The sequence below is a fragment of the Paraburkholderia sp. BR10936 genome (assembly GCF_040965735.1).
In the GTDB taxonomy this organism is placed as follows: domain Bacteria; phylum Pseudomonadota; class Gammaproteobacteria; order Burkholderiales; family Burkholderiaceae; genus Paraburkholderia; species Paraburkholderia nodosa_A.
On sequence record NZ_JBFRCM010000002.1, the window covers coordinates 465676 to 487071 of the forward strand.

A 21396-nucleotide genomic window follows, 5' to 3' on the forward strand; every position below is an offset into this window, starting at 1 on the left:
CACATGCAGGGGGCCGTATACCGATCTTAGCCGATTCGACGCGCCGCCGGAACCGGCGCGCGCTCACGCGCCTGCGGCATCGTCTGAAAATACGGAATCCGAAATAAAAATCCGGAAATGAAAAAGCCCGGACACAAAGCCCGGGCTTCGTGCGCCGTGATGCAGCGCCGGCGCGATGCGGTGCTTAGCCGCCGTACACGTCGAAGTCGAAGTACCTGGATTCGATCTTTTTATAGGTACCGTCCTTGATCATGTCGGCGATGGCCTTGTCGATCTTGCCCTTCAGGTCGGCGTCTTCCTTGCGCAGGCCGATGGCGGCAGCGCCCGTCGGGATTTCCTTGCCGGCGAACTGGAAGCCAGCGCCGCGCGGCGTCTTCAGGAAGCCCAGATCCGCCTGCACTTCATCCTGCAGCGCAGCGTCCAGACGGCCCGAGATCAGGTCGGCGTAGACCTGGTCCTGGTTCTGGTAAGGAACGACGTTCACGCCCTTCGGTGCCCAGTTTTCCTTCGCGTAGGTTTCCTGGATCGTGCCTTGCTCGACGCCAACCGACTTGCCCTTGAGCGAGTCGGCCGTCGGGGCGAGGCTCGAGCCCTTCTTCGCGACGAGGCGCGTCGGCGTGTTGAACAGCTTCGCCGAGAAGGCGATCTGCTGCTCGCGCTGCGGGGTGATCGTCATCGACGAGAGCACGCCGTCGAACTTCTTGGCCTTCAGGCCCGGGATCATGCCGTCGAAATCTTGCTCGACCCACACGCACTTGGCGTTCAGGCGCTTGCAGATTTCGTTGCCGAGGTCGATGTCGAAGCCGACCAGCTTGCCATCGGGTGCTTTGGATTCGAACGGTGCGTAGCTGGCGTCAACGCCGAAACGCACGGTGGACCAGTCCTTCGCATGGGCGACGCCGGCCGAGACGGCGAGCACGGCAACCGTGAGGGTGGCAAGCAGTTTCTTCACTATGGGTACTCCTCGAGATGGTTCAGGGCGCGCCGCGTGCGGTTGTGCCGCCATGGCGCATTTCCCGGCGCGGCTCGCGCCGGATTATTGTTGGACCTGCCAGCCTGCGGCCAGCGAAGCGCGCGCAAGCTTACCAGGTCAAAATTGCTGCGTCGCTAGTGTAATACCGGATAGCGGGAAAGGGTGCCGGTAAGTGTACGCCCGTGCGCTTGTACGATTTAACGCAAAGCCTTGTCGGGCAAGGCGAACGGGCCAATGGGGACAGGCCAATGCGGGGGCTTGGGAGGGGCTGCGCGATGCTCTGCCGCAACAGTCGGAAGAATGCGATGCCGCGCGGTCGCGGCATCGTCAGCAGTCTGAATGGAAATTGAAATCGATTCGACGGCGCGCCGTTGGTTTTCGGCCCGAATAGGGCCAGACAACGCGCCGTTTTTTGTCGCGGTGCAGCAACGAATCGGCTGCACCGCGTGGACGACGTCAGACTATGCGCACGCCCGCGCGCCACGTCGCGCGCGGCACGGGCAGCGAATCGAGCATCGTCACCCGCACGAAGTCCGCGCGCAGGCCCGGCTCGATCGCGCCGCGATCGTGCAGGCCCGACTTGCTGGCGGGTTCCCACGAGACCGTAGCGAGCGCGCGCGGCAGCGTCCAGTCGGCCTTGGTCACGAGGTCGAACGCGGCGGTCAGGAGGCTCGACGGCACGTAGTCGGACGAGAGGATGTCGAGCAAACCGGCCTGCGCCAGCTCCAGCGCCGAGACGTTGCCCGAGTGCGAGCCGCCGCGCACCACGTTCGGCGCACCCATGATCGTCGCAATGCCGCGCTTTTTCGCTTCCTCGGCGGCCACGCGCGTGGTCGGGAATTCGGCGAGCACGATGCCTTCGGCCGCGGCCTGCTCGACGTGCTCCACGAGCGTGTCGTCGTGGCTCGCAAGCGGGATGTTGCGCGTGCGGCAACGCTGCACGATTTCGAGGCGGTGCGCGTCGGCGTAGCGTTCCTGCTCCGTGGCCATTTCGGTGAGCATAGTGTTGGTCTGCTCGTCGGTCCACTTGCCGTGGCGCTCCTGAAATTTGCGCCATTGCTCGCGGTCGTGCCACTGGCGCTGGCCCGGCGTGTGGTCCATTACCGAGGCGAGGCGCAGCAGCGGGTGGTCGCTCAGCATGTCGAACAGCTCGATCACGTCTTCGGTGGCGATTTCGCAGCGCAAGTGCAGGAAGTGCTCGGCGCGCAGCAGGTTGCGCTCGGAAAAGCGCGTGAGCGCCTTGGCGCTCGCGAGCTGCACGTCGCGGCCACGCACGCCCACGGCGAGGCGCGTGCCGATGGCCAGCGCGTCGAATACCGTGGTGATGCCGGCGGCTGCGATCTGCGCGTCGTGAATCACGAATGCAGCGTCGGTGTTCCAGTGCACGCCGGGGCGCGGCGCGAGGTGCTTTTCCAGGTTGTCGGTGTGCAGTTCGACGAGACCGGGCAGCAGGAAGTCGCCTTCCCAGTCTTCGGCTTCGGGCGCGGCGGTCGAGCCGCGCGAGATGTCGCGGATCTTGCCGTCTGCCACGCTTAGCGTGCCGGTGAAAACTTCGTCTCGCGTCACGATGCGAGCGTTCTTGATCAACATCGTCAGGCTCCGTTTCAGATATCGGTTTGCGCCGTTCAGGCGGGTTTCAGGCTGCGGCGCTGAGCGGCGCTTGCGCGCGCGGCGCGCTGAGTTCGAGTACGCGGGTGGCGACGCGCTGGCGCGTGTCCTCGTCGTGGAATACGCCGACAATCGCCGCGCCGCGCTCGCGCGCTTCGCCAATCAGGCTCGCGACGACTTCGCGGTTTTCTGCGTCGAGCGAGGCCGTGGGTTCGTCCAGCAACAGCACGCGGTGCTGCGCGATCAGGCCCCGGGCGATGTTCACGCGCTGCTGCTCGCCGCCCGAAAACGTGGCGGGCGCGAGCGGCCAGAGGCGCTGCGGCACGTTCAGGCGTGCCAGCAGCGTTTGCGCGCGCTCGCGTGCTTCGTCTTCCTCCACGCCGCGCGAAACGAGCGGCGCGGCCACGATGTCGAGCGCGCTCACGCGCGGAATCACGCGCAGAAACTGGCTCACGTAGCCCACGACGTTGCGGCGCAGGCGCAGGATGTCGTGGGGCGCTGCGCCCGTGATCTCCAGATGCTCGAGCGGCGCGCCCTCGTCCCGGATCGCAATCAAGCCGCCGCTGGCGAGGTAGTTGCCGTACAGGCAGCGCAGGAAAGTGCTCTTGCCCGCGCCCGAGGGGCCGACCAGCACGATGCATTCGCCGCGCTCCACGTCGAGCGACACGCCCGCGAGCGCTTCGATGCCGATGCCGCCCTGGCCGTGCAGCGTGAAAGTCTTGCGCACGTCTTCGGCGCGCAGCATGAGCGCCGGTCTTTCGAGGAACGCGCGCGTGCCCGGTGATGAGTTCAGAGTCATGTCTTTCATCCTAGACCGGCAGCACGGATGCCACCAGCGTCTGCGTATAGGGATGTTGCGGGTCGTCCAGCACCTGGTCGGTCAGGCCCGATTCGACCACCGTGCCGCCTTGCATCACCATCAAGCGGTGCGCGAGCAGCCGCGCCACGCCGATGTCGTGCGTGACGATCAACACCGAAAGATGCAGGTTGGTCGTGAGCGTGCGCAGGAGGTCGAGCAGGCGCGCCTGCACGGACACGTCGAGACCCGCTGTGGGTTCGTCCATGAAGACGAGGCGTGGCCCCGTGACGAGATTGCGCGCGATTTGCAGGCGCTGCTGCATGCCGCCCGAAAACGCCGACGGCAATTCGTCGATGCGCTGCGCGTCCAGCTCCACGCGCTGCATCCACTGCTGCGCCGTGTTGCGGATTTGCCCGTAGTGACGTGCGCCGACGGCCATCAGCGGCTCGCCGATATTGGCCCCGGCCGAGACGCCCGCGCGCAGCCCGTCACGCGGATTCTGCTGCACGAAGCCCCATTCGGTGCGCGCAAGCAGGCGCCGGCGCGGCTCGGAAAGCGTGCGCAGGTCGAGCGTTTCGCCGTTCGCGCTCGTGTAGTGCAGCGCGCCCGAGTCGGATTCGGTGCGCAGTGCGAGCGTGTTGAGCAGCGTGGTCTTGCCCGAGCCCGATTCGCCGACGATGCACAACACCTCGCCGGGATACAGGTCGAAGCTCACGTCGCGGCAGCCGTTGCGGCCGCCGTACTGCTTCGTGAGCGATCTTGCGCTTAACAGCGGCGTCATGCTTTCTCTCCTGCTTCATTCGTTGCGTGCGCATCGATCTGCTCGCGGCGGTCGTGGCAGTAGTCGCTGTCCGAGCAGACGAACATGCGTTTGCCCGAGTCGTCGACGATCATTTCGTCGAGGAAACTCTCGCGCGAGCCGCACAAGGCGCACGCGTGCTCCCAGCGCTGCACTTCGAACGGATGGTCGTCGAAGTCGAGGCTCTTCACCGGCGTGTACGGCGGAATCGCGTAGATGCGGCGCTCGCGACCGGCGCCGAACAACTGCAGCGCGGCGTTCATATGCAGCTTGGGGTTGTCGAACTTCGGAATCGGCGAGGGCGACGTGAGATAACGGCCGTTCACGGTCACCGGGTAGTCGTACGTCGTGGCGATGCTGCCGTGCTGCACGATGTCCTCATAAAGCTTCACGCTGATCAGGCCGTAGTCGGCCAGTGCATGGAGCTTCTTGCATTCGGCCACGCGCGGCTCGAGCCGGAACAGCGGCTCGGGCATCGGCACCTGATACACGAGAATCTGCTTGTCCGTGAGCGGCGTTTCTGGAATACGGTGCCGCGTCTGCACGATCGACGCCTCGCTCGTGCGGCGCGTGGTGGCCACCCCCGTGGTGCGCGCGAAAAAGCGACGGATGTTCACGGCGTTCGTGGTGTCGTCCGAGCCCTGGTCGATCACCTTGAGCGTGTCCTTCGCGCCGATGATCGCCGCCGTCACCTGGATGCCGCCCGTGCCCCAGCCATACGGCAGCGGCATTTCGCGTGAGGCGAACGGCACCTGGTAGCCCGGCACGGCCACGGCCTTGAGGAGGGCGCGGCGCAGCATCCGCTTGGTCTGCTCGTCGAGGTACGCGAAGTTGTAACCCGAGACGGCCTGAGTTTCGTGCGAGGCGACTTCGGCTGCGGTGGATTGCAAGGTATCGGGCGCGTTCATGCAGCCTCCTTGTTGTGCGCGTCGGCATTCGCGTCGCTGTCGCTTTCATGCTGCGCGCGCAGCTTGCGCACGAGTTCCAGTTCAGCCTGGAAGTCCACGTAGTGCGGCAGCTTCAGGTGTTGAACGAAGCCCGAGGCTTCCACGTTATCGCTGTGCGAGAGCATGAATTCGATGTCCTGAGTCGGCGAGGCGATCGTCTCGCCCAGCTCCTCGGCGCGCAGCGCACGATCCACCAGCGCCATCGCCATGGCCTTACGTTCCGCGTGGCCGAACGCGAGACCGTAGCCTTGCGTGAATTGCGGCGGCACGTCTTTCGCGCCCGCGAACTGGTTGATCATCTGGCACTCGGTCAAGTCGATCTCGCCGATTTCCACGGCTTCATCGAGTTCGTCCAGCATCATTTCTACGCAGACCGAACCAAAACGGATCTCGCCCGCGAACGGGTGCGAATGCGCGTAGCCGCGCTGCGTGGCATAGCCCATCGCGAGCAGGAAGCCTTCGTCGCCGCGTGCGAGATTTTGCAGGCGCACGGTGCGATCGGCAGGGAACGCAAGCGGCTCACGCGAGAGGTCGCCGGGCTCGCGTGCTTGCGTCGAGCGCGTTTCCTGCTCGATCAGGCCTTCCTTGTCGAGCAGGGAGACCACGCGCGGCATCGCTTCTTCGGGCGGGGTGGCTCGCGGCGCGCGAGGCGTGGCGCTCGCGGCATCGTCGCCTTCGGCGAGCAGCGCGAAGTCGAGCAGGCGCTGCGTGTAATCGTAGGTCGCGCCAAGCACCTGGCCGCCGGGCACGTCCTTGAAGGTCGCGGAAATGCGGCGCTCCACCACCATGTTTTCCGTTTCGACCGGTTGTGTGTAACCAAAACGCGGCAGCGTGGTGCGATAGGCGCGCAGCAAAAAGATTGCTTCGACGAGATCGCCAGCGGCCTGCTTGATGGCGAGCGCGGCAAGTTCTTCGTCGTAGACCGAACCTTCGGCCATCACACGCGCCACGGCCAGACGCATCTGTTCGCGGATCTGCGCGACGCTCAGCTCGGGCACGCGCGTATCGCCGCGGCGAGCCTCGTCGAGCAGACGCCACGACGCTTCGATCGCGCGCTCTCCTCCTTTGACGGCGACGTACATCAGTGCATCTCCACGAGAGTGGTGCGCGGCAGGCCCATGAGGCGGTCGCCGCACACGAGATAGAAGTCGATGCCGCACGGGAAGTGCGGCGCGAGGGCGGCGCGTTCGCGCCAGAAGCGCTCGGGCAGACCGACGGGCGCGATGCTGCAGGTCGTTTCGATGCCGGGGCCGCGCAGCGTGAGCGGTGCGCCGCCGGTGAGGGAATCGACACGCGCGAACACCGTGGCCGACTGCTCCGGCGACTCGGGCGTGCCGCTCGCGAAGTCGTCGAGCGGCGGCAGGGCGGCGGCGTCGTGCACATAGGCGAACGCGGCTTCGCGCGCCTGCTGTGCAAGCGGCGCGCCTGCATGAAAGCGCAGCGCGGCCGCGAGTGCGGCGTCGGGCTGGGCGAGCCACACCGGCGTGGCGTAGTCTGCGAGTGCGAGCAGCGAGGCGAAGGCAGCGAGGCCGGCGCGCGCGGGGGACGCATCCGCCGCCGTGGGCGCCGGCAGCGGCGTTTCGATCACGCCGATCGTGCCGGGTCGCGCGAGCGCGTCGAGCAGCGTGCGGAACACCGTCTGCGTGTCGTGAACCGGATCGCCGAAGCCGGGCGCGAGCGCCGCGAGCAGATCGGGCGTCATGGCATTGCGTTGGTCGCTCATGCGTCACCTCGAACCATCGTGAAGAACTCGACCCGCGTGCTGGCGGCGTCGGCGCGGCGCGCGTCGCGTTGTGCGGCGAGACGCGCGGCGAGCGGCTCGATCAACCGGGCGTGCAACTGGTCGTGGCGCGCGGGGAGTTGCAGCAACGCGTCGGCGAGGGCGGCCAGCTCGGCGCGGCGCTTGTCGCGGCCCAGATGGCAGGCCACGCCGACCGGGCCGGACTGGCCGGCATCGCCGCCTGCGGTGCGCTCAGTGCCCGAGGCGCGCAGGCGCAGCGTGGCGCGCGTGACGGTGGCTTCGCCCAGATTGAAGGCGTCGCCGGTGCCGCCAATGCGCCCACGTACCATGGCCAGTCCGGTTTGTGGCGGACGCAGCCAGTCGAAAGCGGGCTCGGGCGCACCGGCGAGCGCGGCGCTCAGCGCCGCTTCAAGCTCGGCGCGCGGGGTATGCGCGAGAACGGCCATCCATGCGCGCCGGGTCGCCGACGCGGAGGATGGGGTGGAGGAAGCGTTCATCGGAGTTCCTGTGTCGTGAACGGGGGAGAACGGACATGGCAACTGCGCTTTTCGAACAGCCTTGCCTGGACCTCGATTGAACCATCTATTCATCTAAACGTCTAGACGTTTAGTGGTACAGTCGTCCAAGGCTGACGCAATGAAGGTTTTCATATTTCCATCACGCCCTGCGCACTACAATGCACAAAACGCTATTGGAACCGAGAGGAATGACAGCACCATGACATCGAACGACGAGGCGCCGTCCAGCCTGCTTGAGCGCGGCGCGGGTGTGGCGGTGTGGCGGCAGATCGAGCAGATCCTCGCGGCCGAGATCGCCGCGAAGGGTTTCGGCGAAGACGGCCGGCTGCCTAGCGAAGGCGAGCTTGCGCGCCGCTTCGACGTAAACCGCCACACGGTGCGGCGCGCGATGCTGGGCCTTGCGGCGCTGGGGCTCGTGAGCGTGGAACAGGGGCGCGGCACTTTCGTGCAGCCCGGCGCGATCGACTACACCATCGGCAAGCGCACGCGCTTTACCGAGAACCTGAAGCGCCATCAGCATTCGGCGGCGGGCAAGCTGCTGTCGTCGTCGCGTGGCAAGGCGGACCCCACGGTCGCCAAGGCCCTGGGGCTGCGCGCGGGCGCGCTCGTCTACCGGCTCGAAACGCTGCACGAGTCGGACGGCGTGCCGCTCACTTACGCGCGCAGCTGGTATCCCGCCGCGCGCTTCGCCGATCTGCCCGTGGTCATGGAGCGCGTCGACAGCACCTCGAAGGCCCTGGCCGAATACGGCGTGGCCGACTATCTGCGCAAGTGGAGCCGTATCGGCAGCGTGCTGCCCGAGGCCGAGGTGGCGCGGCGCCTGAACATCAACCGGCAGCAGCCGGTGCTGTGGGTGGAAAACGTCGACGTCGACCTTGATGGTGTGCCGATCAAGTACGGTATCACGCACTTCGCCGCCGACCGCGTGCAGCTGATAGTGGAGCACGACATATGAGCGTGCTGCACGAAGACTGGAGCGAAGCCACGCGCTTCGCGCTTTACTATGCGCCGCCGCGCGAGTCGGCGTGGTGGCAGGCGGGCTGCGCGTGGCTTGGCCGCGATCCGGAGACGGGCGACACGCTCGCGCCGCCGCCGCGGCTCGCAGGCCTGCCGCAGCCGCTGGAAACGCTCACGGTCGCGCCACGTCGCTATGGCTGGCACGGCACCCTCGTGCCGCCGTTTCGTCTCGCGCCGGGCATGACGCCCGCGGCGCTCCTCGCCGCCGCGCAGCAGTGGGCGCAGGGGCAGGCGCGCTTCGAAGCCAATGTCGAGGCGGCGCTGCTCGGCCGCTTCGTGGCGCTGCGCCCCGCCGACGATGCCGGCGAAACCGCCCTGCGCGAACTGGCTGCCGACGCACTGCGCGCGCTCGGTTCGCTGCGCGCCCCGCAAACGCCCGCCGAACTCGCGAAGCGCCTCGACGCGCCGCTCACGCAGCGTCAGCGCGCTTACGTCGAAGCGTGGGGCTATCCGTACGTGTTCGAAGAATTCCGCTTTCACATGACGCTATCCGATTCGCTGAACGACGCGCAAACGTGCGCGCAACTCGTCGATGCCTGGAACACGCAGATGCAGGGTGCCAACCCGTTGCCGGTGGAGGGCGCGGCGCTCTTCGTCGAGCCCGAGCCGGGCGCGCCTTTCGCGTTGTGGCGCCGCTTGCCGTTCGCGGGGGCCCGCGCATGAAGGGCGGCCTGATCTACGTAATGGGGCCTTCGGGTGCGGGCAAGGACACGTTGCTGCGTTACGCGCGCGAGCGCCTCTCCGGTGAAGACGTCGTCTTCGCGCATCGCTACATCACGCGCGAAGACAGCGGCGGCGAGAACCACATCGCGCTCACCGAGGCCGAATTCGAGGCGCGTTCGCAGCGCGGCCTCTTCGCGTTGCAATGGCGCAGCCACGCCCTGCGCTACGGCGTGGGCGTGGAGATCGACCAATGGATGGCGCTCGGCTGCACCGTCGTGGTGAACGGTTCGCGCGCCTACGCGGGCGAGGCGTTCGAGCGCTACCCGCGCATGACGCTCGTGCACATCGAAGCCGCGCAGCACGTACTCGCTGCGCGCCTCGCTTCCCGGGCGCGCGAAACGCCCGAGCAGGTCGCGTTGCGTCTTGCGCGGCGCGCGCCGTTCGAGGTGCCGTCGGGCGCCGCGTTTGCGCGCATCGACAACTCCGGGCACCTGGAGGAGGCGGGCGGGGCGTTCGTCAAGCTCGTGCTGCAGGTGGCGGCCGGATAGTTTCCGCGCCGTCCTCGAGCGCCGCTTAACAGTCGCTTAAGGGCTCGAATGGGCGGGGGGATTTTTGGTTGGGCGTGGTTGCCGTGAGAAGATGCAGGCGACCCGAGAACTCAACGAGAATGCCCTTGGACCGTTTCCAGGAGATGCAAATTTTCACGCGCATCGTCGACCGCCGCAGCTTCACGCAGGCGGCCGAGGACCTGAACCTGCCGCGCGCGACGGTCACCAACTCGATCAAGCGTCTCGAAGCGCGCCTCGGCGTGCGTCTGCTCGAACGCACCACGCGCCAGGTCAAGCCGACGCTCGATGGCGACGCCTACTACCAGCGCTGCATGCGCCTGCTCGCCGACCTCGAGGAAACCGAGGAGGCGTTTCGCGACACCGATCCGCAGGGGCGTTTGCGGGTGAACATGCAGGGCACGCTCACGCAGTATTTCGTGATGCCGCGCCTGCCCGACTTTCTCGCGCGCTATCCGCGCGTCGAGCTCTTCATCGGCTCGGGCGATCACTTCGTCGATCTCGTGCGCGAGGGCGTGGACTGCGTGCTGCGCGCGGGCGAGCTGGCCGACTCTTCGATGATCGCGCGGCGCGTGGCGCTGCTCGAGCAGGTGACCTGCGCGAGCCCCGCGTATCTGGAACGGCACGGCGACCCGGAGTCGATCGAGGCGCTCGCCGGCACGCATATGGACAATCCTGGCCGGCCCGGCCATCGGGCCGTGAACTATGTGTCGCCGGCCACGGGCCGCGCGCTTCCGCTCGAATTCACGACCGCCGACGGTATCGCCCGCGTGACGCTGCCGGGCCCGGTGGCCGTGAACGGCGCGGAACTCTATACGGCGGGCGCGCTGGCGGGGCTCGGCATCGTGCAGGTGCCGCGCTACCGCGTGCGCGACCTGCTCGCCAACGGCGAGCTGTGCGTCGTGCTGCCCGCGCATCCGCCGCCGCCCTTGCCGGTCTCGGTGCTTTACCCGCAGAACCGCCAGTTGTCGCTGCGCGTGCGCGCTTTCGCCGACTGGCTCGCGCAGGTGTTCGCCGAAGTTGCCTGAAATGGCTCGAGCGCAGCCGGGGCAGCTTGCCCAGGCGCGCCCGCTTGCGATCCGTTGTTTTTACGTGCGCCGCGCGACCATGCCGGACACACGCGCCGCGGCTTGCTGAAGCGGTTCGAGGAAGGTCTTGACCATCTGCCTGGCGGACGTGCGCTGTGCGTTGCCACTGATGTTCATCGCGGCGATCACGCGGCCCTGCCGGTTGCGGATAGGCGCGGAGATCGAGATGAGTCCGCCTTCCAGTTCCTGATCGACGATGGCCCAGCCCTGCTGGCGCACCTGGGCGATGATCTTCTTGAGTTCGCCGACGTCGGTGACCGTGCGCCCCGTATGCGCATAGAGCGGTGAGGAGCCGAGCGTTTCGTCGAGCGCGGCTTCGTCGAGCGAGGCCAGCAGCACGCGCCCCATGGAGGTGCAGTACGCGGGCAGACGGCTGCCGATCGAGAGGTTGATCGTCATGATCTTGTGCGTGGGCACGCGCAGCACATAGACGATCTCGGTGCGGTCGAGCACGGCCGCCGAGCAGCTCTCGTGCACTTCCTGCGACAGCTCTTCCATCACCGGCTCGGCGAGGTTCCAGAACGGCATCGACGTGAGGTACGCGAAGCCCAGGTCGAGAATGCGCGGGGTGAGGCGAAAGAGCCGCCCTTCGGCTTCGACGTAGCCGAGCGTCTGCAGCGTGAGCAGAATGCGGCGCGCCCCGGCGCGCGTGAGGCCCGTGGCGGCGGCGACGTCGGTGAGGGTCTGCTCGGGATGCTCCGCGTTGAATGCGCGGATCACCGAAAGCCCGCGCGCGAACGACTGCACATAGGAGTCGCCCGGTTTTTCGGGAATCTCGTGCTGGTCGGCGGAGCGGTCTGGCGAGGCACTGGAAGCGGAATTCATGGGCGTGGCGTTCGGTCTTGCTGCGGCGCTTGGAGAACCTATCAAGATAACCCAAGGGATCGGTTTCGCCAACAAGCGGCGAGGTCGGGCGGCCGCTCACTGTCGGGGCATGGCGCCTGCGTCAACATCGATAGTGCGGCGTCGCGTGGCATGCGTCAAATGCGCACATCAGATCATTTGGCAGTCAGTTATTTGATTTAAGTCAATTGGATTTTGTCGAAAAATGATTGATTCGTGAGTCGATTGTTTATGTCTGAATATCGGCAATTCCTGAAATTAAAACGAGATAAGAGTCATGTCGAAATTCGAATGAATCGGCACACTTTCTGACGATTCTTCGACCGCGCCGCGCGTGTCGCCGGTGCCCATCCTCGCTTGCCCGCGCACTGGGGAATCACGCTGAAACCACTGTGCGGCGGGCGTTTGTGAGATGAAAGCTATTGGAAAGATATTTGCGGCTTTCCGTCGCGCTTGCCTGGGCGTGCTTTGTCCCGCTGGCCAATCCTTAGCAAAGATCAAATTTTGAGATTGGGGTTTCCGTAGAATCGCGCTGAATACGATACGGGTGCATTTTGCGTGGCGAATTTGCGATGCAAATGTGTTGGTGTTACGCGTTTTGGTGGACAACGGAAGAACAGGCAAACATGAAAGACAGAAAAGCCTTTAAAAGGTGGTTAATCCCCCTCGGCAGCGGGCTGCTCGTTTCTCTTGCGGGGTGCAGCGGCAATTTTGCCGTGCTGGACCCGAAGGGCAGCGTGGGCGCGGCCGAGAAGTCGCTCATCCTCACGGCCACATGGGCCATGCTGCTGGTCGTGGTGCCCGTCATCATCCTGACGCTCCTGTTCGCGTGGCGCTACCGCGCCTCGAACCGCAACGCGACCTACGCGCCGAAGTGGGCCCACTCCACGGCAATCGAAGTGGTGGTCTGGGCCATTCCGGCCGCCATCATCCTGTTCCTCGCCATCCTCACGTGGCGCACCTCGCACGAACTCGACCCGTACAAGCCGCTGGAGTCGAGCGTGAAGCCCATCAACGTCGAAGTCGTCGCGCTCGACTGGAAGTGGCTCTTCATCTACCCCGACCTCGGCATTGCTTCGGTGAACCAGCTCGCCGTGCCGGTGGGGACGCCGGTCAACTTCCGCATCACGTCGGACGCTGTGATGAACTCGTTCTTCATCCCGCAACTGGGCACCCAGGTTTACGCGATGGCGGGCATGCAAACGCGTCTGCACCTGATCGCCGACGAAGCTGGCGATTTCGACGGGCTCTCGTCCAACTACAGCGGCAAGGGTTTCTCGGACATGAAGTTCCGCACGCTCGCCACGAGCCAGCAGGACTTCGACGCGTGGGTGCAGAAGGTGAAGACGTCGTCCACCCAGCTTTCGATGGACGAGTACGCAACGGTCGCGAAGCCGCGGGAGAAGGCGCCGGTGCAGTACTTCTCGACCGTCGACCCGAAGCTCTTCAATAACATCATCGCGAAGTACAACAACGGGCACGTCACGAATTTCGACCCGTCCTGCGTGACCAAGGGGTAAGCAGCATGTTCGGAAAACTCACATTAGAGGCGATCCCGTTCGATCAGCCCATCATCATGGGCGCGGCGGCGTTCATGGCGCTGATCGTCGTCGGCGTGCTCGGTCTCGTCACCGTGACCGGCAAGTGGAAGTACATCTGGACCGAGTGGCTCACGAGCGTGGACCACAAACGCATCGGCGTGATGTACATGATCGTGGCGGTGCTCATGCTCGTGCGCGGCTTCGCCGACGCGGTCATGATGCGTATCCAGCAGGCCATGGCGTTCGACTCGCCCGGCTATCTCCCGCCGCATCACTTTGACCAGATCTTCACGGCGCACGGCGTCATCATGATCTTCTTCATGGCGATGGCGCTCATGGTCGGCTTCTTCAACCTCGTCGTGCCCCTGCAGATCGGCGCGCGCGACGTGGCGTTCCCGTTCCTGAACTCGCTCTCGTTCTGGATGACGGCGATCAGCGCGATCCTCGTCAACATTTCGCTCGTGGTCGGCGAGTTCGCGAAGGTGGGCTGGCTCGCGTATCCGCCGCTCTCTGAGCTCCAGTTCAGTCCAGACGTGGGGGTGGACTACTACATCTGGGCAGTGCAGCTTTCCGGTGTCGGCACGCTGATCACGGCCGTGAACTTCTTCGTCACGATCGTCAAGATGCGCGCGCCCGGCATGACGCTCATGAAGATGCCCGTGTTCACGTGGACCGCGCTGTGCTCGAACGTGCTCATCATGGCCACGTTCCCGATCCTCACGATCGCGGTGGCGCTGCTCGGCCTCGACCGCTACGTCGGCACGCACTTCTTCACGAACGAGCTGGGCGGCAACGCCATGCTGTATCTGAACCTGATCTGGGCGTGGGGCCACCCCGAGGTGTACATCCTCGTGCTGCCTGCGTTCGGCATCTATTCGGAAGTGATGGCCACGTTCTGCAAGAAGCCGCTGTTTGGCTACAAGACGATGGTCTACGCCTCGTGCGCGATCATGGTGCTGGCGTTCCTCGTGTGGGCGCACCACTTCTTCACGATGGGTGCGGGCGCCGACGTCAACGCGTTCTTCGGTATTGCGACGATGATCATCGCCATTCCCACCGGCGTGAAGATCTTCAACTGGCTGTTCACGATGTATCGCGGCCGTGTGCACTTCACCGCGCCCGTGCTCTGGACCGTCGGCTTCATGGTGACGTTCTCGATCGCCGGCATGACCGGCGTGATGCTCGCGATTCCGGGCGCGGACTTCGTGCTCCACAACTCGCTCTTCCTGGTCGCTCACTTCCACAACGCGATTATCGGCGGCGTGGTGTTCGGCTACCTCGCGGGCCTGCAGTACTGGTTCCCGAAGGTGTTCGGCCTGAAGCCCAGCGAAAAGCTCGGCAAGGCGTCGTTCTGGTGCTGGTTCGTCGGCTTCTACGTGGCCTTCGTGCCGCTCTACGTGCTCGGCTTCATGGGCGCAACGCGTCGTACCAACCACTACGATGTGCCCGAATGGCATCCGTACTTCGTGGTCGCCGCGATTGGCTCTGCGATCATCGCGGTCGGCGTCGTGTTCCAGGTCCTGCTGTGGGTCATGGCCTTCGTGAACCGCAACAAGGCCGAATGCAAGGACGTGACCGGCGATCCGTGGGACGGCCGCACGCTCGAATGGGCAACGTCGTCGCCGCCGGCGGTCTATAGCTTCGCGGTCATTCCGCACGTGGACGACATCGACGCTTTCGCGCACATGAAGGAAGCGGGCCGCGCTCCGGGCCTCGCCGCGAAATACAGCGACATCCACATGCCGTCGAACACGTCGGCGGGCCTCTTCATCGGCATGTTCAGCCTCGTGCTGGGTTTCGCGGCCGTGTGGCACATCACGTGGCTTGCGGTGCTCGGGTTCATCGGCGTCGTGCTGACGGTCATCCTCAAGAGCTTCGGCAACAACGACGGTTACTACATTCCGGCCGCGAAGGTCCGCGAGATCGAAGAAAGCCGCTTTGGCACCGGCGCCGCCGTGGCCAAGCGCGACCTGGTCGCCGAGGAGGCAGTCTGATGTTACAGAAAACCAATGCGGCAACCCTTGCCGAACTCGATCAGCACGATCACCCGCAGTCGCACTCGGTATTCGGCTTCTGGGTCTACCTGATGACCGACTGCCTGCTGTTCGCGGCGCTGTTCGCCACGTTCGGCGTGTTGAGCCAGCAGTTCGCGGGCGGCCCCACGGGCAAGGACCTGTTCGATATTCAGGGCGTGGCGCTCGAAACGGCCGTGCTGCTGTTTTCGAGCATCACGTACGGTTTCGCGATGCTCGGCGCGCATCAGCGCAAGAACGGCGTGGTGCTCGGCTGGCTCGCCGTCACCTTCATTCTGGGTGCGTCGTTCCTCGTGCTCGAACTGCGCGAGTTTTCGCACCTGATCGCAGAAGGCGCCGGCCCGCAGCGCAGCGCGTTCCTGTCGTCGTTCTTCACGCTGGTCGCCACGCACGGCCTGCACGTGTTCTTCGGCCTGCTGTGGATGCTCGTGATGATGATCCAGGTGGTTCGCGCACGGGAGTTGGGCGAGCAGGAAATCCGCCGCCTCACGTGCCTGAGCCTCTTCTGGCACTTTCTCGACGTGGTGTGGATCTGCGTGTTTACTTTTGTCTATCTCGGGAGCGTGCTCTAAATGGCTCAATCTCATGCAGAGTCGCACGGCAGCCTCGGCAGCTATGTGGCGGGCTTCATTCTTTCGGTGCTGCTTACCGCGGGCGCATTCGGCGTTGTCCTGCACGGCACGCTCGATGCCTCCGCGGCCTTGATCGTGATCGCGGTGCTCGCCTTCGTGCAGGTGGTCGTGCACCTCGTGTTCTTCCTGCATCTGAACACGTCGCCGGGGCAGGGCTGGAACGTCCTGTCGCTGGCGTACACGGTGCTGGCCGCCGCGTTCCTGATCTTCGGCACGATCTGGGTCATGCACAATGTCGGCGCGCTCATGATGTCGCGTTAAGCGTTCGCCTCACTGGCTGGCGCCTCGCGCCCGCCTGAACTCGCAAAAGCCGCACGGGCCAACCGTCCTGTGCGGCTTTTTCGTTTTTGGAGCCAGGTCCGCGTGCTTGACACTCGTCCCAGGACGCGCCTATTATGGCCGTCAAATTGTTCGATTAACGATCATCGGTTCGGCACTCGAACAAATCGCACGAGGACGTGCGCGCTCGATCTCCCATTTTCGCCCGCGCAGTCCGTCAATCTCAATCATCTTTGCATGGGATCGCATCAAGTGCGTGCGATCGAAAGGAGACTCACATGACGGAAGCATTCATCTGCGACGCGGTTCGCACACCTATCGGCCGCTACGCGGGCGCCCTTGCCCAGGTTCGCGCCGACGACCTCGGCGCCGTGCCGCTCAAGGCGCTGATGGAGCGCAACAAGGACGTGGACTGGACGGCGATCGATGACGTCATCTACGGCTGCGCGAACCAGGCCGGCGAGGACAACCGTAACGTCGCGCGCATGTCCTCGCTGCTGGCGGGCTTGCCGCAGGCCGTGCCGGGCTCGACGGTGAACCGCCTGTGCGGCTCCGGCATGGACGCCGTGGGCATTGCCGCGCGCGCGCTCAAGTCGGGCGAAACGGGGCTGATGATTGCGGGCGGTGTGGAAAGCATGAGCCGCGCGCCGTTCGTCATGGGCAAGTCGACGAGTGCCTTCGCTCGCGACGCCGCGATTTACGACACGACGATTGGCTGGCGCTTCGTCAATCCGCTGATGAAGCAGCAGTACGGTGTGGATTCGATGCCGGAAACGGGCGAAAACGTCGCCGTCGACTACAACGTGAGCCGCGCCGATCAGGATGCGTTCGCGGTTCGCAGCCAGCAGAAGGCGGCTCGCGCACAGGCGGATGGCACGCTTGCGCAGGAGATCGTCGCGGTGACGATTGCCCAGAAGAAGGGTGATCCGATTGTTTTCTCGCGCGACGAGCATCCGCGTGAAACGAGCCTCGAAGCGCTGGCCAAGCTCAAGGGCGTCGTGCGCCCGGATGGCTCGGTGACGGCAGGCAATGCTTCGGGCGTGAATGACGGCGCTTGCGCGCTGCTCCTCGCCAACGAGGAAAACGCGAAGCGTTTCGGGCTCGTGCCGCGTGCGCGCGTGCTCGGTATCGCAACGGCTGGCGTCGCGCCGCGCGTGATGGGTATCGGTCCCGCACCGGCTACGCAGAAGCTCCTCGCGCGTCTGAACATGACCATCGACCAGTTCGATGTGATCGAGTTGAACGAAGCGTTTGCTTCGCAAGGCCTCGCCGTGCTGCGCATGCTCGGCGTCGCCGATGATGATCCTCGCGTCAACCCGAACGGCGGCGCGATCGCGCTTGGGCACCCGCTCGGGATGAGCGGCGCACGTCTCGTGACGACCGCCACGTATCAGCTCCATCGCACGCAAGGGCGCTTTGCGCTTTGCACGATGTGTATCGGCGTGGGGCAGGGGATTGCGATCGCTATCGAGCGCGTCTGATTTTACGTCGCCCTGAATTGAAAGCCGCGGGTCGATTTGATTCGCGGCTTTTTCGTTAGAAATTTCGCGCTACGCAACAATTGCGCGATCCATTTCACCACGTAATCGCAGGGGAATTTGAGCCTCAGCAAACCCCTCGGCAATTAGCCGTATTGGGTTGCGGTAAGTTGACCCGCTTCCGGGCAGGTAACGTCCGCGTTCTAAAAGCCGCGCGTAGAATCGGCCGCACTTCGGCACCACACGCCGATGCGAATACGGCAATCATTTCAAACCCGTTTGACGAGGAGAATGTGAATGACGAAGGCAGCGATTCTGGCGGCGGCATGGGTGGTGGGCGTTGGCCTCTCGCAGGGGGCGTTTGCGCAAAACGACGCGGCGGCTTCGGCGCCGCAGGGGCAAAGCGCGCTCGCCAGCGCGGCGCAGCAAGCGATTGCCAACGCGGAGCCGGTGCATATCCACGCGAAGATCGTCGGCATCGATCGCGCTGCGCGCGTCGTCACGTTGCGCGGGCCGCGCGGCAATGACGTCGATATCGCGCTTAGCCCGCAGGTCAGCAACTTCGACCAGCTACACGTGGGCGACACTGTCGACGCGCTCTACAAGAACGCGCTCCTCATGACGGCCGACAAAGTAACGGGAAAGGACAAGGATATTCGCAAGCGTGTGGATACGAATGTCTATCTGCCCGCGTCGTCGGGCTACGACGCCGCGCGCCAGGTCGAAGTTCAGGCCACGGTGCAGCACATCAACGCGAAGAAGCGCGAAGTGACGCTGCGCGGCGCTTATCAGACCGTCACGCTGCAAGCCACCCCCGATATCGACCTCAAGACCCTGAAGGTCGGCGACACGGTTCACGCCGTGTTCGTTTCCGCTTATGCGACGCAGGTGACGCCGGTTGCCGCCACGCAGTAAGCATGTAAAAAAGCCGGCGCATTGCGGCGCCGGCTTCCTTTTGCGATCCGAACGGGCGCCTCGGAAGGCGCCCGTTTTCGCTGGTCGTTACATGCCTGCCATGCACATGTACTTGATCACCACGTAGTCGTCCACGCCGTAGTGCGAGCCTTCGCGGCCGAGGCCTGACTGCTTCACGCCGCCAAACGGCGCGACTTCATTCGAGATCAGGCCGGTGTTGATGCCCACCATGCCGTATTCGAGCGCTTCGGCCACGCGCCACACGCGGCCGATGTCGCGGCTGTAGAAGTAAGCGGCGAGACCGAATTCGGTATCGTTCGCCATCCTGATCACTTCGTCATCGGACGAGAAGCGGAACAGCGGTGCGAGCGGCCCGAAGGTTTCGTCGCGCGCGACCTTCATCGCGGGCGTGACGCCGGTGAGGATGGTCGGCTCGAAAAAGCCGTGGCCGAGTGCGTGGCGCTTGCCGCCCGCGGTCACCTGAGCGCCTTTCGCGAGCGCATCTTCGATATGCGATTCCACCTTCAGCACGGCCGCTTCGTTGATGAGCGGGCCTTGCGTCACGCCGGCCTCCGTGCCGAGGCCGACCTTGAGCTTTTCCACCGAGTCGCGCAGCTTGGCCGCGAACGCGTCGTACACGGCGTCGTGCACGTAGAAGCGGTTCGTGCATACGCAGGTCTGGCCGCTGTTGCGATACTTCGAGGCGATGGCGCCGGCGACGGCCGCATCGAGATCGGCGTCTTCGAACACGATGAACGGCGCGTTGCCGCCCAGTTCCAGCGAGACCTTCTTGACCGTCGAGGCGCACTGGCTCATGAGCAGGCGGCCAACCGGCGTCGAGCCCGTGAAGGAGAGCTTGCGCACGGTCGGGTTGCTCGTGAGCTCGCCGCCGATCGCCTTCGGGTCGCCCGTCACGACGCTGAACACGCCGCGCGGGACGCCCGCACGCTCGGCCAGCACAGCGAGCGCGAGTGCCGAGAACGGCGTGGCTTCGGCGGGCTTGAGCACGATCGGGCAGCCTGCCGCGAGCGCGGGGCCGACCTTGCGGGTGATCATCGCGGCGGGGAAATTCCACGGCGTGATCGCGGCGCACACGCCCACGGGTTCCTTCGTCACGACGATGCGCTTGTCGTTGGCGGGCGTGGGGATCGTGTCGCCATAAATACGCTTGCCTTCCTCCGCGAACCATTCGAGGAACGACGCGGCATAGCCGATCTCGCCCTTCGCCTCGGCGAGCGGCTTGCCTTGTTCCGTGGTGAGGATGAGCGCGAGGTCGTCGGCGTTTTCCATCATCAGGTCGTGCCACTTGCGCAGAATGACACTGCGCTCCTTCGCGGTCTTCGAGCGCCATGCGGGCCATGCGGCGTTCGCGGCGGAAATCGCGCGACGCGTTTCGGCGGCGCCCATGCGCGGCACCGTGCCGATCACCGCGCCGGTGGCGGGGTTCTTGACTTCGAACGTGGCGCCGTCTTCGGCGCCTTGCCATTCGCCGTTGATAAAGGCGCTGGTTTGCAGCAGCGATGCGTCTTTCAGATTCATGCTTGCACTCCGGACTGACTTCGATTCATTTAGAACGACGAACGGCACAGCGGCAAGCGCCGGTGTGCCGTTTCGCGGATGGCCCGCTGCTCGCGGGCCAGCATGTGGTGGAGGCTTACGCCGGCACGCCCACGGCTTCCTTGACCGACTCTTCGAGGATCGCGAGCGCTTCGTCGAACACGGCGTCCTGGATCGTCAGCGGGAACAGGAAACGCACGACGTTCGAATACACACCGCAAACGAGCAGCAGCAGACCGCGATTCAGGGCTGCCGTTTGCACGCGCTTCGTGAAGTCGGCGTCGGCTTCGCTCGTGCCCGGTTTGCAGAACTCAACCGCGTTCATCGCGCCGGGGCCGCGCACGTCGGCGATCTGCGGCACGTCGGCCTTCATCGCGTTGAGTCTGGCCTTGAGCTTGTCGCCGAGCTTCGTGGCGCGCTCGCAGAGCTTTTCCTCTTCGATGATCTCGATCACCGCGTGCGCCGATGCCACAGCCAGCGGGTTGCCCGCGTACGTGCCGCCGAGGCCGCCCGGCGCCGCCGCGTCCATCACTTCCGCGCGGCCCACCACGCCCGAGAGGGGCATGCCGCCTGCCAGGCTCTTGGCGATCGTCATGAGGTCCGGCGTGACGTCGTAGTGTTCCATCGCGAACAGCTTGCCGGTGCGCGCGAAGCCCGTTTGCACTTCGTCGGCGATCAGCAGGATGCCGTGCGTGTCGCAGATCTTGCGCAGCCCGCGCACGAAATCAGCCGGTGCCTGGTAGAAACCGCCTTCGCCCTGCACCGGTTCGAAGATGATCGCGGCGACGCGCTTCGGATCGATGTCGGCCTTGAACAGCATCTCGATGTGCTTGAGCGAGTCGGCCGTGCTGATGCCGTGGACCGAGTTCGGGTAGGGGGCGTGGTACACGTCGGCCGGGAACGGGCCGAACGCGAGCTTGTAAGGGGCGACCTTGCCCGTGAGCGCCATGCCCATCATCGTGCGGCCGTGGAAGCCGCCCGCGAAGGCGATCACGCCCGGACGGCCCGTATGGGCACGTGCGATCTTGACGGCGTTTTCGACGGCTTCGGCGCCCGTCGTGAAGAAGGCGGCCTTCTTGGCGAAGCTGCCCGGCGCGCGCTGGGCGACCTTTTCGGCCAGCGAGACGTACGACTCGTACGGCACGATCTGGTAAGCCGTGTGCGTGAACTGGTCGAGCTGCGCCTTGATGGCGGCGACGATCTTCGGATGGCGGTGGCCCGTGTTGCACACGGCGATACCGGCGGCAAAGTCGATGAAGCGGCGGCCTTCCACGTCCCACAGCTCGGCGTTTTCGGCGCGCTCGGCGTAGAAGTCGCACATCACGCCCACGCCGCGCGGGGTAATGGCGTTCTTGCGGCTTTGCAGATCGGCGTTCTTGCTCACGTTCATCTCCTGTGG

Annotated in this window: 21 protein-coding genes; 10 read left to right on the plus strand and 11 right to left on the minus strand. The window is 65.2% G+C overall.

All coding sequences use genetic code 11. From position 1 onward, the window contains the following. Nucleotides 1–184: 184 nt before the first annotated feature. From AB4Y36_RS05550 to phnG, 8 genes are all read right to left on the minus strand, one after another. Nucleotides 185–952, minus strand: coding sequence for an ABC transporter substrate-binding protein (locus tag AB4Y36_RS05550; RefSeq protein ID WP_069261657.1), 768 nt, complete (start codon nt 950–952; stop codon nt 185–187). Between the two features lie 477 nt (nt 953–1429). Next, nucleotides 1430–2563 carry an alpha-D-ribose 1-methylphosphonate 5-triphosphate diphosphatase gene (locus tag AB4Y36_RS05555; protein WP_069261658.1) on the minus strand — a complete coding sequence of 378 codons (1134 nt, stop codon included), beginning with the start codon at nt 2561–2563 and terminating at the stop codon, nt 1430–1432. A gap of 46 nt (nt 2564–2609) precedes the next feature. Then, entirely contained in the window at nt 2610–3380 is a 771-nt protein-coding gene (phnL, locus tag AB4Y36_RS05560) for a phosphonate C-P lyase system protein PhnL (RefSeq protein ID WP_368682500.1), read from the minus strand. 10 nt (nt 3381–3390) lie between these two features. Continuing rightward, entirely contained in the window at nt 3391–4161 is a 771-nt protein-coding gene (phnK, locus tag AB4Y36_RS05565) for a phosphonate C-P lyase system protein PhnK (protein WP_069261660.1), read from the minus strand. Next, entirely contained in the window at nt 4158–5087 is a 930-nt protein-coding gene (locus AB4Y36_RS05570; RefSeq protein WP_302057694.1) for an alpha-D-ribose 1-methylphosphonate 5-phosphate C-P-lyase PhnJ, read from the minus strand. Before AB4Y36_RS05570 ends, phnK begins: the two co-directional genes overlap by 4 nt. Then, nucleotides 5084–6208, minus strand: a complete 1125-nt coding sequence (locus AB4Y36_RS05575) for a carbon-phosphorus lyase complex subunit PhnI (protein WP_342946774.1) — start codon at nt 6206–6208, stop codon at nt 5084–5086. Before AB4Y36_RS05575 ends, AB4Y36_RS05570 begins: the two co-directional genes overlap by 4 nt. Next, nucleotides 6208–6849 carry a phosphonate C-P lyase system protein PhnH gene (gene phnH, locus AB4Y36_RS05580; RefSeq protein ID WP_069261663.1) on the minus strand — a complete coding sequence of 214 codons (642 nt, stop codon included), beginning with the start codon at nt 6847–6849 and terminating at the stop codon, nt 6208–6210. Before phnH ends, AB4Y36_RS05575 begins: the two co-directional genes overlap by 1 nt. Further along, nucleotides 6846–7364, minus strand: a complete 519-nt coding sequence (gene phnG, locus AB4Y36_RS05585; protein ID WP_368682501.1) for a phosphonate C-P lyase system protein PhnG — start codon at nt 7362–7364, stop codon at nt 6846–6848. Before phnG ends, phnH begins: the two co-directional genes overlap by 4 nt. A gap of 220 nt (nt 7365–7584) precedes the next feature. Here phnG and phnF point away from each other — a divergent pair, with 220 nt between their 5' ends. From phnF to AB4Y36_RS05605, 4 genes are all read left to right on the plus strand, one after another. Next, nucleotides 7585–8340, plus strand: a complete 756-nt coding sequence (gene phnF / locus AB4Y36_RS05590) for a phosphonate metabolism transcriptional regulator PhnF (RefSeq protein WP_368682502.1) — start codon at nt 7585–7587, stop codon at nt 8338–8340. Then, nucleotides 8337–9065, plus strand: coding sequence for a DUF1045 domain-containing protein (locus AB4Y36_RS05595; protein WP_368682503.1), 729 nt, complete (start codon nt 8337–8339; stop codon nt 9063–9065). Before phnF ends, AB4Y36_RS05595 begins: the two co-directional genes overlap by 4 nt. Beyond that, nucleotides 9062–9613 carry a phosphonate metabolism protein/1,5-bisphosphokinase (PRPP-forming) PhnN gene (gene phnN / locus AB4Y36_RS05600; RefSeq protein ID WP_069261879.1) on the plus strand — a complete coding sequence of 184 codons (552 nt, stop codon included), beginning with the start codon at nt 9062–9064 and terminating at the stop codon, nt 9611–9613. The genes AB4Y36_RS05595 and phnN overlap by 4 nt, the downstream gene beginning before the upstream one ends. A gap of 125 nt (nt 9614–9738) precedes the next feature. Next, a complete protein-coding gene (locus AB4Y36_RS05605; RefSeq protein WP_368682504.1) occupies nt 9739–10659 on the plus strand; it encodes a LysR substrate-binding domain-containing protein in 921 nt (306 codons plus the stop codon). A gap of 60 nt (nt 10660–10719) precedes the next feature. Here AB4Y36_RS05605 and AB4Y36_RS05610 read toward each other — a convergent pair whose 3' ends face one another. Then, complete coding sequence (locus AB4Y36_RS05610; protein WP_368605454.1) at nt 10720–11544, minus strand: IclR family transcriptional regulator; 825 nt, start codon at nt 11542–11544, stop codon at nt 10720–10722. Between the two features lie 644 nt (nt 11545–12188). Between AB4Y36_RS05610 and cyoA the strand changes: the two genes are divergently transcribed. The 6 genes from cyoA to AB4Y36_RS05640 all read left to right on the plus strand — a co-directional run bounded on the left by cyoA (nt 12189) and on the right by AB4Y36_RS05640 (nt 18440). Further along, a complete protein-coding gene (cyoA, locus tag AB4Y36_RS05615) occupies nt 12189–13082 on the plus strand; it encodes a ubiquinol oxidase subunit II (protein ID WP_069261669.1) in 894 nt (297 codons plus the stop codon). Between the two features lie 5 nt (nt 13083–13087). Beyond that, entirely contained in the window at nt 13088–15097 is a 2010-nt protein-coding gene (gene cyoB, locus AB4Y36_RS05620) for a cytochrome o ubiquinol oxidase subunit I (RefSeq protein ID WP_368682505.1), read from the plus strand. Then, complete coding sequence (cyoC, locus tag AB4Y36_RS05625; protein ID WP_069261671.1) at nt 15097–15708, plus strand: cytochrome o ubiquinol oxidase subunit III; 612 nt, start codon at nt 15097–15099, stop codon at nt 15706–15708. Before cyoB ends, cyoC begins: the two co-directional genes overlap by 1 nt. Continuing rightward, nucleotides 15709–16029, plus strand: a complete 321-nt coding sequence (gene cyoD, locus AB4Y36_RS05630) for a cytochrome o ubiquinol oxidase subunit IV (RefSeq protein ID WP_069261672.1) — start codon at nt 15709–15711, stop codon at nt 16027–16029. A 296-nt stretch (nt 16030–16325) separates the two neighbouring features. Further along, complete coding sequence (gene pcaF / locus AB4Y36_RS05635; RefSeq protein WP_069261673.1) at nt 16326–17528, plus strand: 3-oxoadipyl-CoA thiolase; 1203 nt, start codon at nt 16326–16328, stop codon at nt 17526–17528. A 294-nt stretch (nt 17529–17822) separates the two neighbouring features. After that, nucleotides 17823–18440: a hypothetical protein gene (locus tag AB4Y36_RS05640; RefSeq protein ID WP_141710543.1), complete on the plus strand. Its 618-nt coding sequence runs from the start codon at nt 17823–17825 to the stop codon at nt 18438–18440. 87 nt (nt 18441–18527) lie between these two features. Here AB4Y36_RS05640 and gabD read toward each other — a convergent pair whose 3' ends face one another. Together gabD and gabT are read right to left on the minus strand one after the other, a co-directional pair. Continuing rightward, entirely contained in the window at nt 18528–19979 is a 1452-nt protein-coding gene (gene gabD / locus AB4Y36_RS05645; RefSeq protein ID WP_368682506.1) for an NADP-dependent succinate-semialdehyde dehydrogenase, read from the minus strand. Between the two features lie 115 nt (nt 19980–20094). Beyond that, on the minus strand, nt 20095–21387 hold the full coding sequence (gabT, locus tag AB4Y36_RS05650; protein WP_069261675.1) for a 4-aminobutyrate--2-oxoglutarate transaminase: 1293 nt from the start codon (nt 21385–21387) through the stop codon (nt 20095–20097). Between the last annotated feature and the right edge of the window lie 9 nt (nt 21388–21396).

Coding starts and splice junctions, on each gene's coding strand:
- AB4Y36_RS05575 (WP_342946774.1), bottom strand. CDS start 6,208: ATGTACGTCGCCGTCAAAGGAGGAGAGCGCGCGATCGAAGCGTCGTGG.
- AB4Y36_RS05555 (WP_069261658.1), bottom strand. CDS start 2,563: ATGTTGATCAAGAACGCTCGCATCGTGACGCGAGACGAAGTTTTCACC.
- AB4Y36_RS05595 (WP_368682503.1), top strand. CDS start 8,337: ATGAGCGTGCTGCACGAAGACTGGAGCGAAGCCACGCGCTTCGCGCTT.
- cyoB (WP_368682505.1), top strand. CDS start 13,088: ATGTTCGGAAAACTCACATTAGAGGCGATCCCGTTCGATCAGCCCATC.
- cyoA (WP_069261669.1), top strand. CDS start 12,189: ATGAAAGACAGAAAAGCCTTTAAAAGGTGGTTAATCCCCCTCGGCAGC.
- phnF (WP_368682502.1), top strand. CDS start 7,585: ATGACATCGAACGACGAGGCGCCGTCCAGCCTGCTTGAGCGCGGCGCG.
- phnG (WP_368682501.1), bottom strand. CDS start 7,364: ATGAACGCTTCCTCCACCCCATCCTCCGCGTCGGCGACCCGGCGCGCA.
- phnK (WP_069261660.1), bottom strand. CDS start 4,161: ATGACGCCGCTGTTAAGCGCAAGATCGCTCACGAAGCAGTACGGCGGC.
- AB4Y36_RS05570 (WP_302057694.1), bottom strand. CDS start 5,087: ATGAACGCGCCCGATACCTTGCAATCCACCGCAGCCGAAGTCGCCTCG.
- cyoC (WP_069261671.1), top strand. CDS start 15,097: ATGTTACAGAAAACCAATGCGGCAACCCTTGCCGAACTCGATCAGCAC.
- AB4Y36_RS05610 (WP_368605454.1), bottom strand. CDS start 11,544: ATGAATTCCGCTTCCAGTGCCTCGCCAGACCGCTCCGCCGACCAGCAC.
- cyoD (WP_069261672.1), top strand. CDS start 15,709: ATGGCTCAATCTCATGCAGAGTCGCACGGCAGCCTCGGCAGCTATGTG.
- gabT (WP_069261675.1), bottom strand. CDS start 21,387: ATGAACGTGAGCAAGAACGCCGATCTGCAAAGCCGCAAGAACGCCATT.
- AB4Y36_RS05640 (WP_141710543.1), top strand. CDS start 17,823: ATGACGAAGGCAGCGATTCTGGCGGCGGCATGGGTGGTGGGCGTTGGC.
- phnH (WP_069261663.1), bottom strand. CDS start 6,849: ATGAGCGACCAACGCAATGCCATGACGCCCGATCTGCTCGCGGCGCTC.
- pcaF (WP_069261673.1), top strand. CDS start 16,326: ATGACGGAAGCATTCATCTGCGACGCGGTTCGCACACCTATCGGCCGC.
- phnN (WP_069261879.1), top strand. CDS start 9,062: ATGAAGGGCGGCCTGATCTACGTAATGGGGCCTTCGGGTGCGGGCAAG.
- gabD (WP_368682506.1), bottom strand. CDS start 19,979: ATGAATCTGAAAGACGCATCGCTGCTGCAAACCAGCGCCTTTATCAAC.
- phnL (WP_368682500.1), bottom strand. CDS start 3,380: ATGACTCTGAACTCATCACCGGGCACGCGCGCGTTCCTCGAAAGACCG.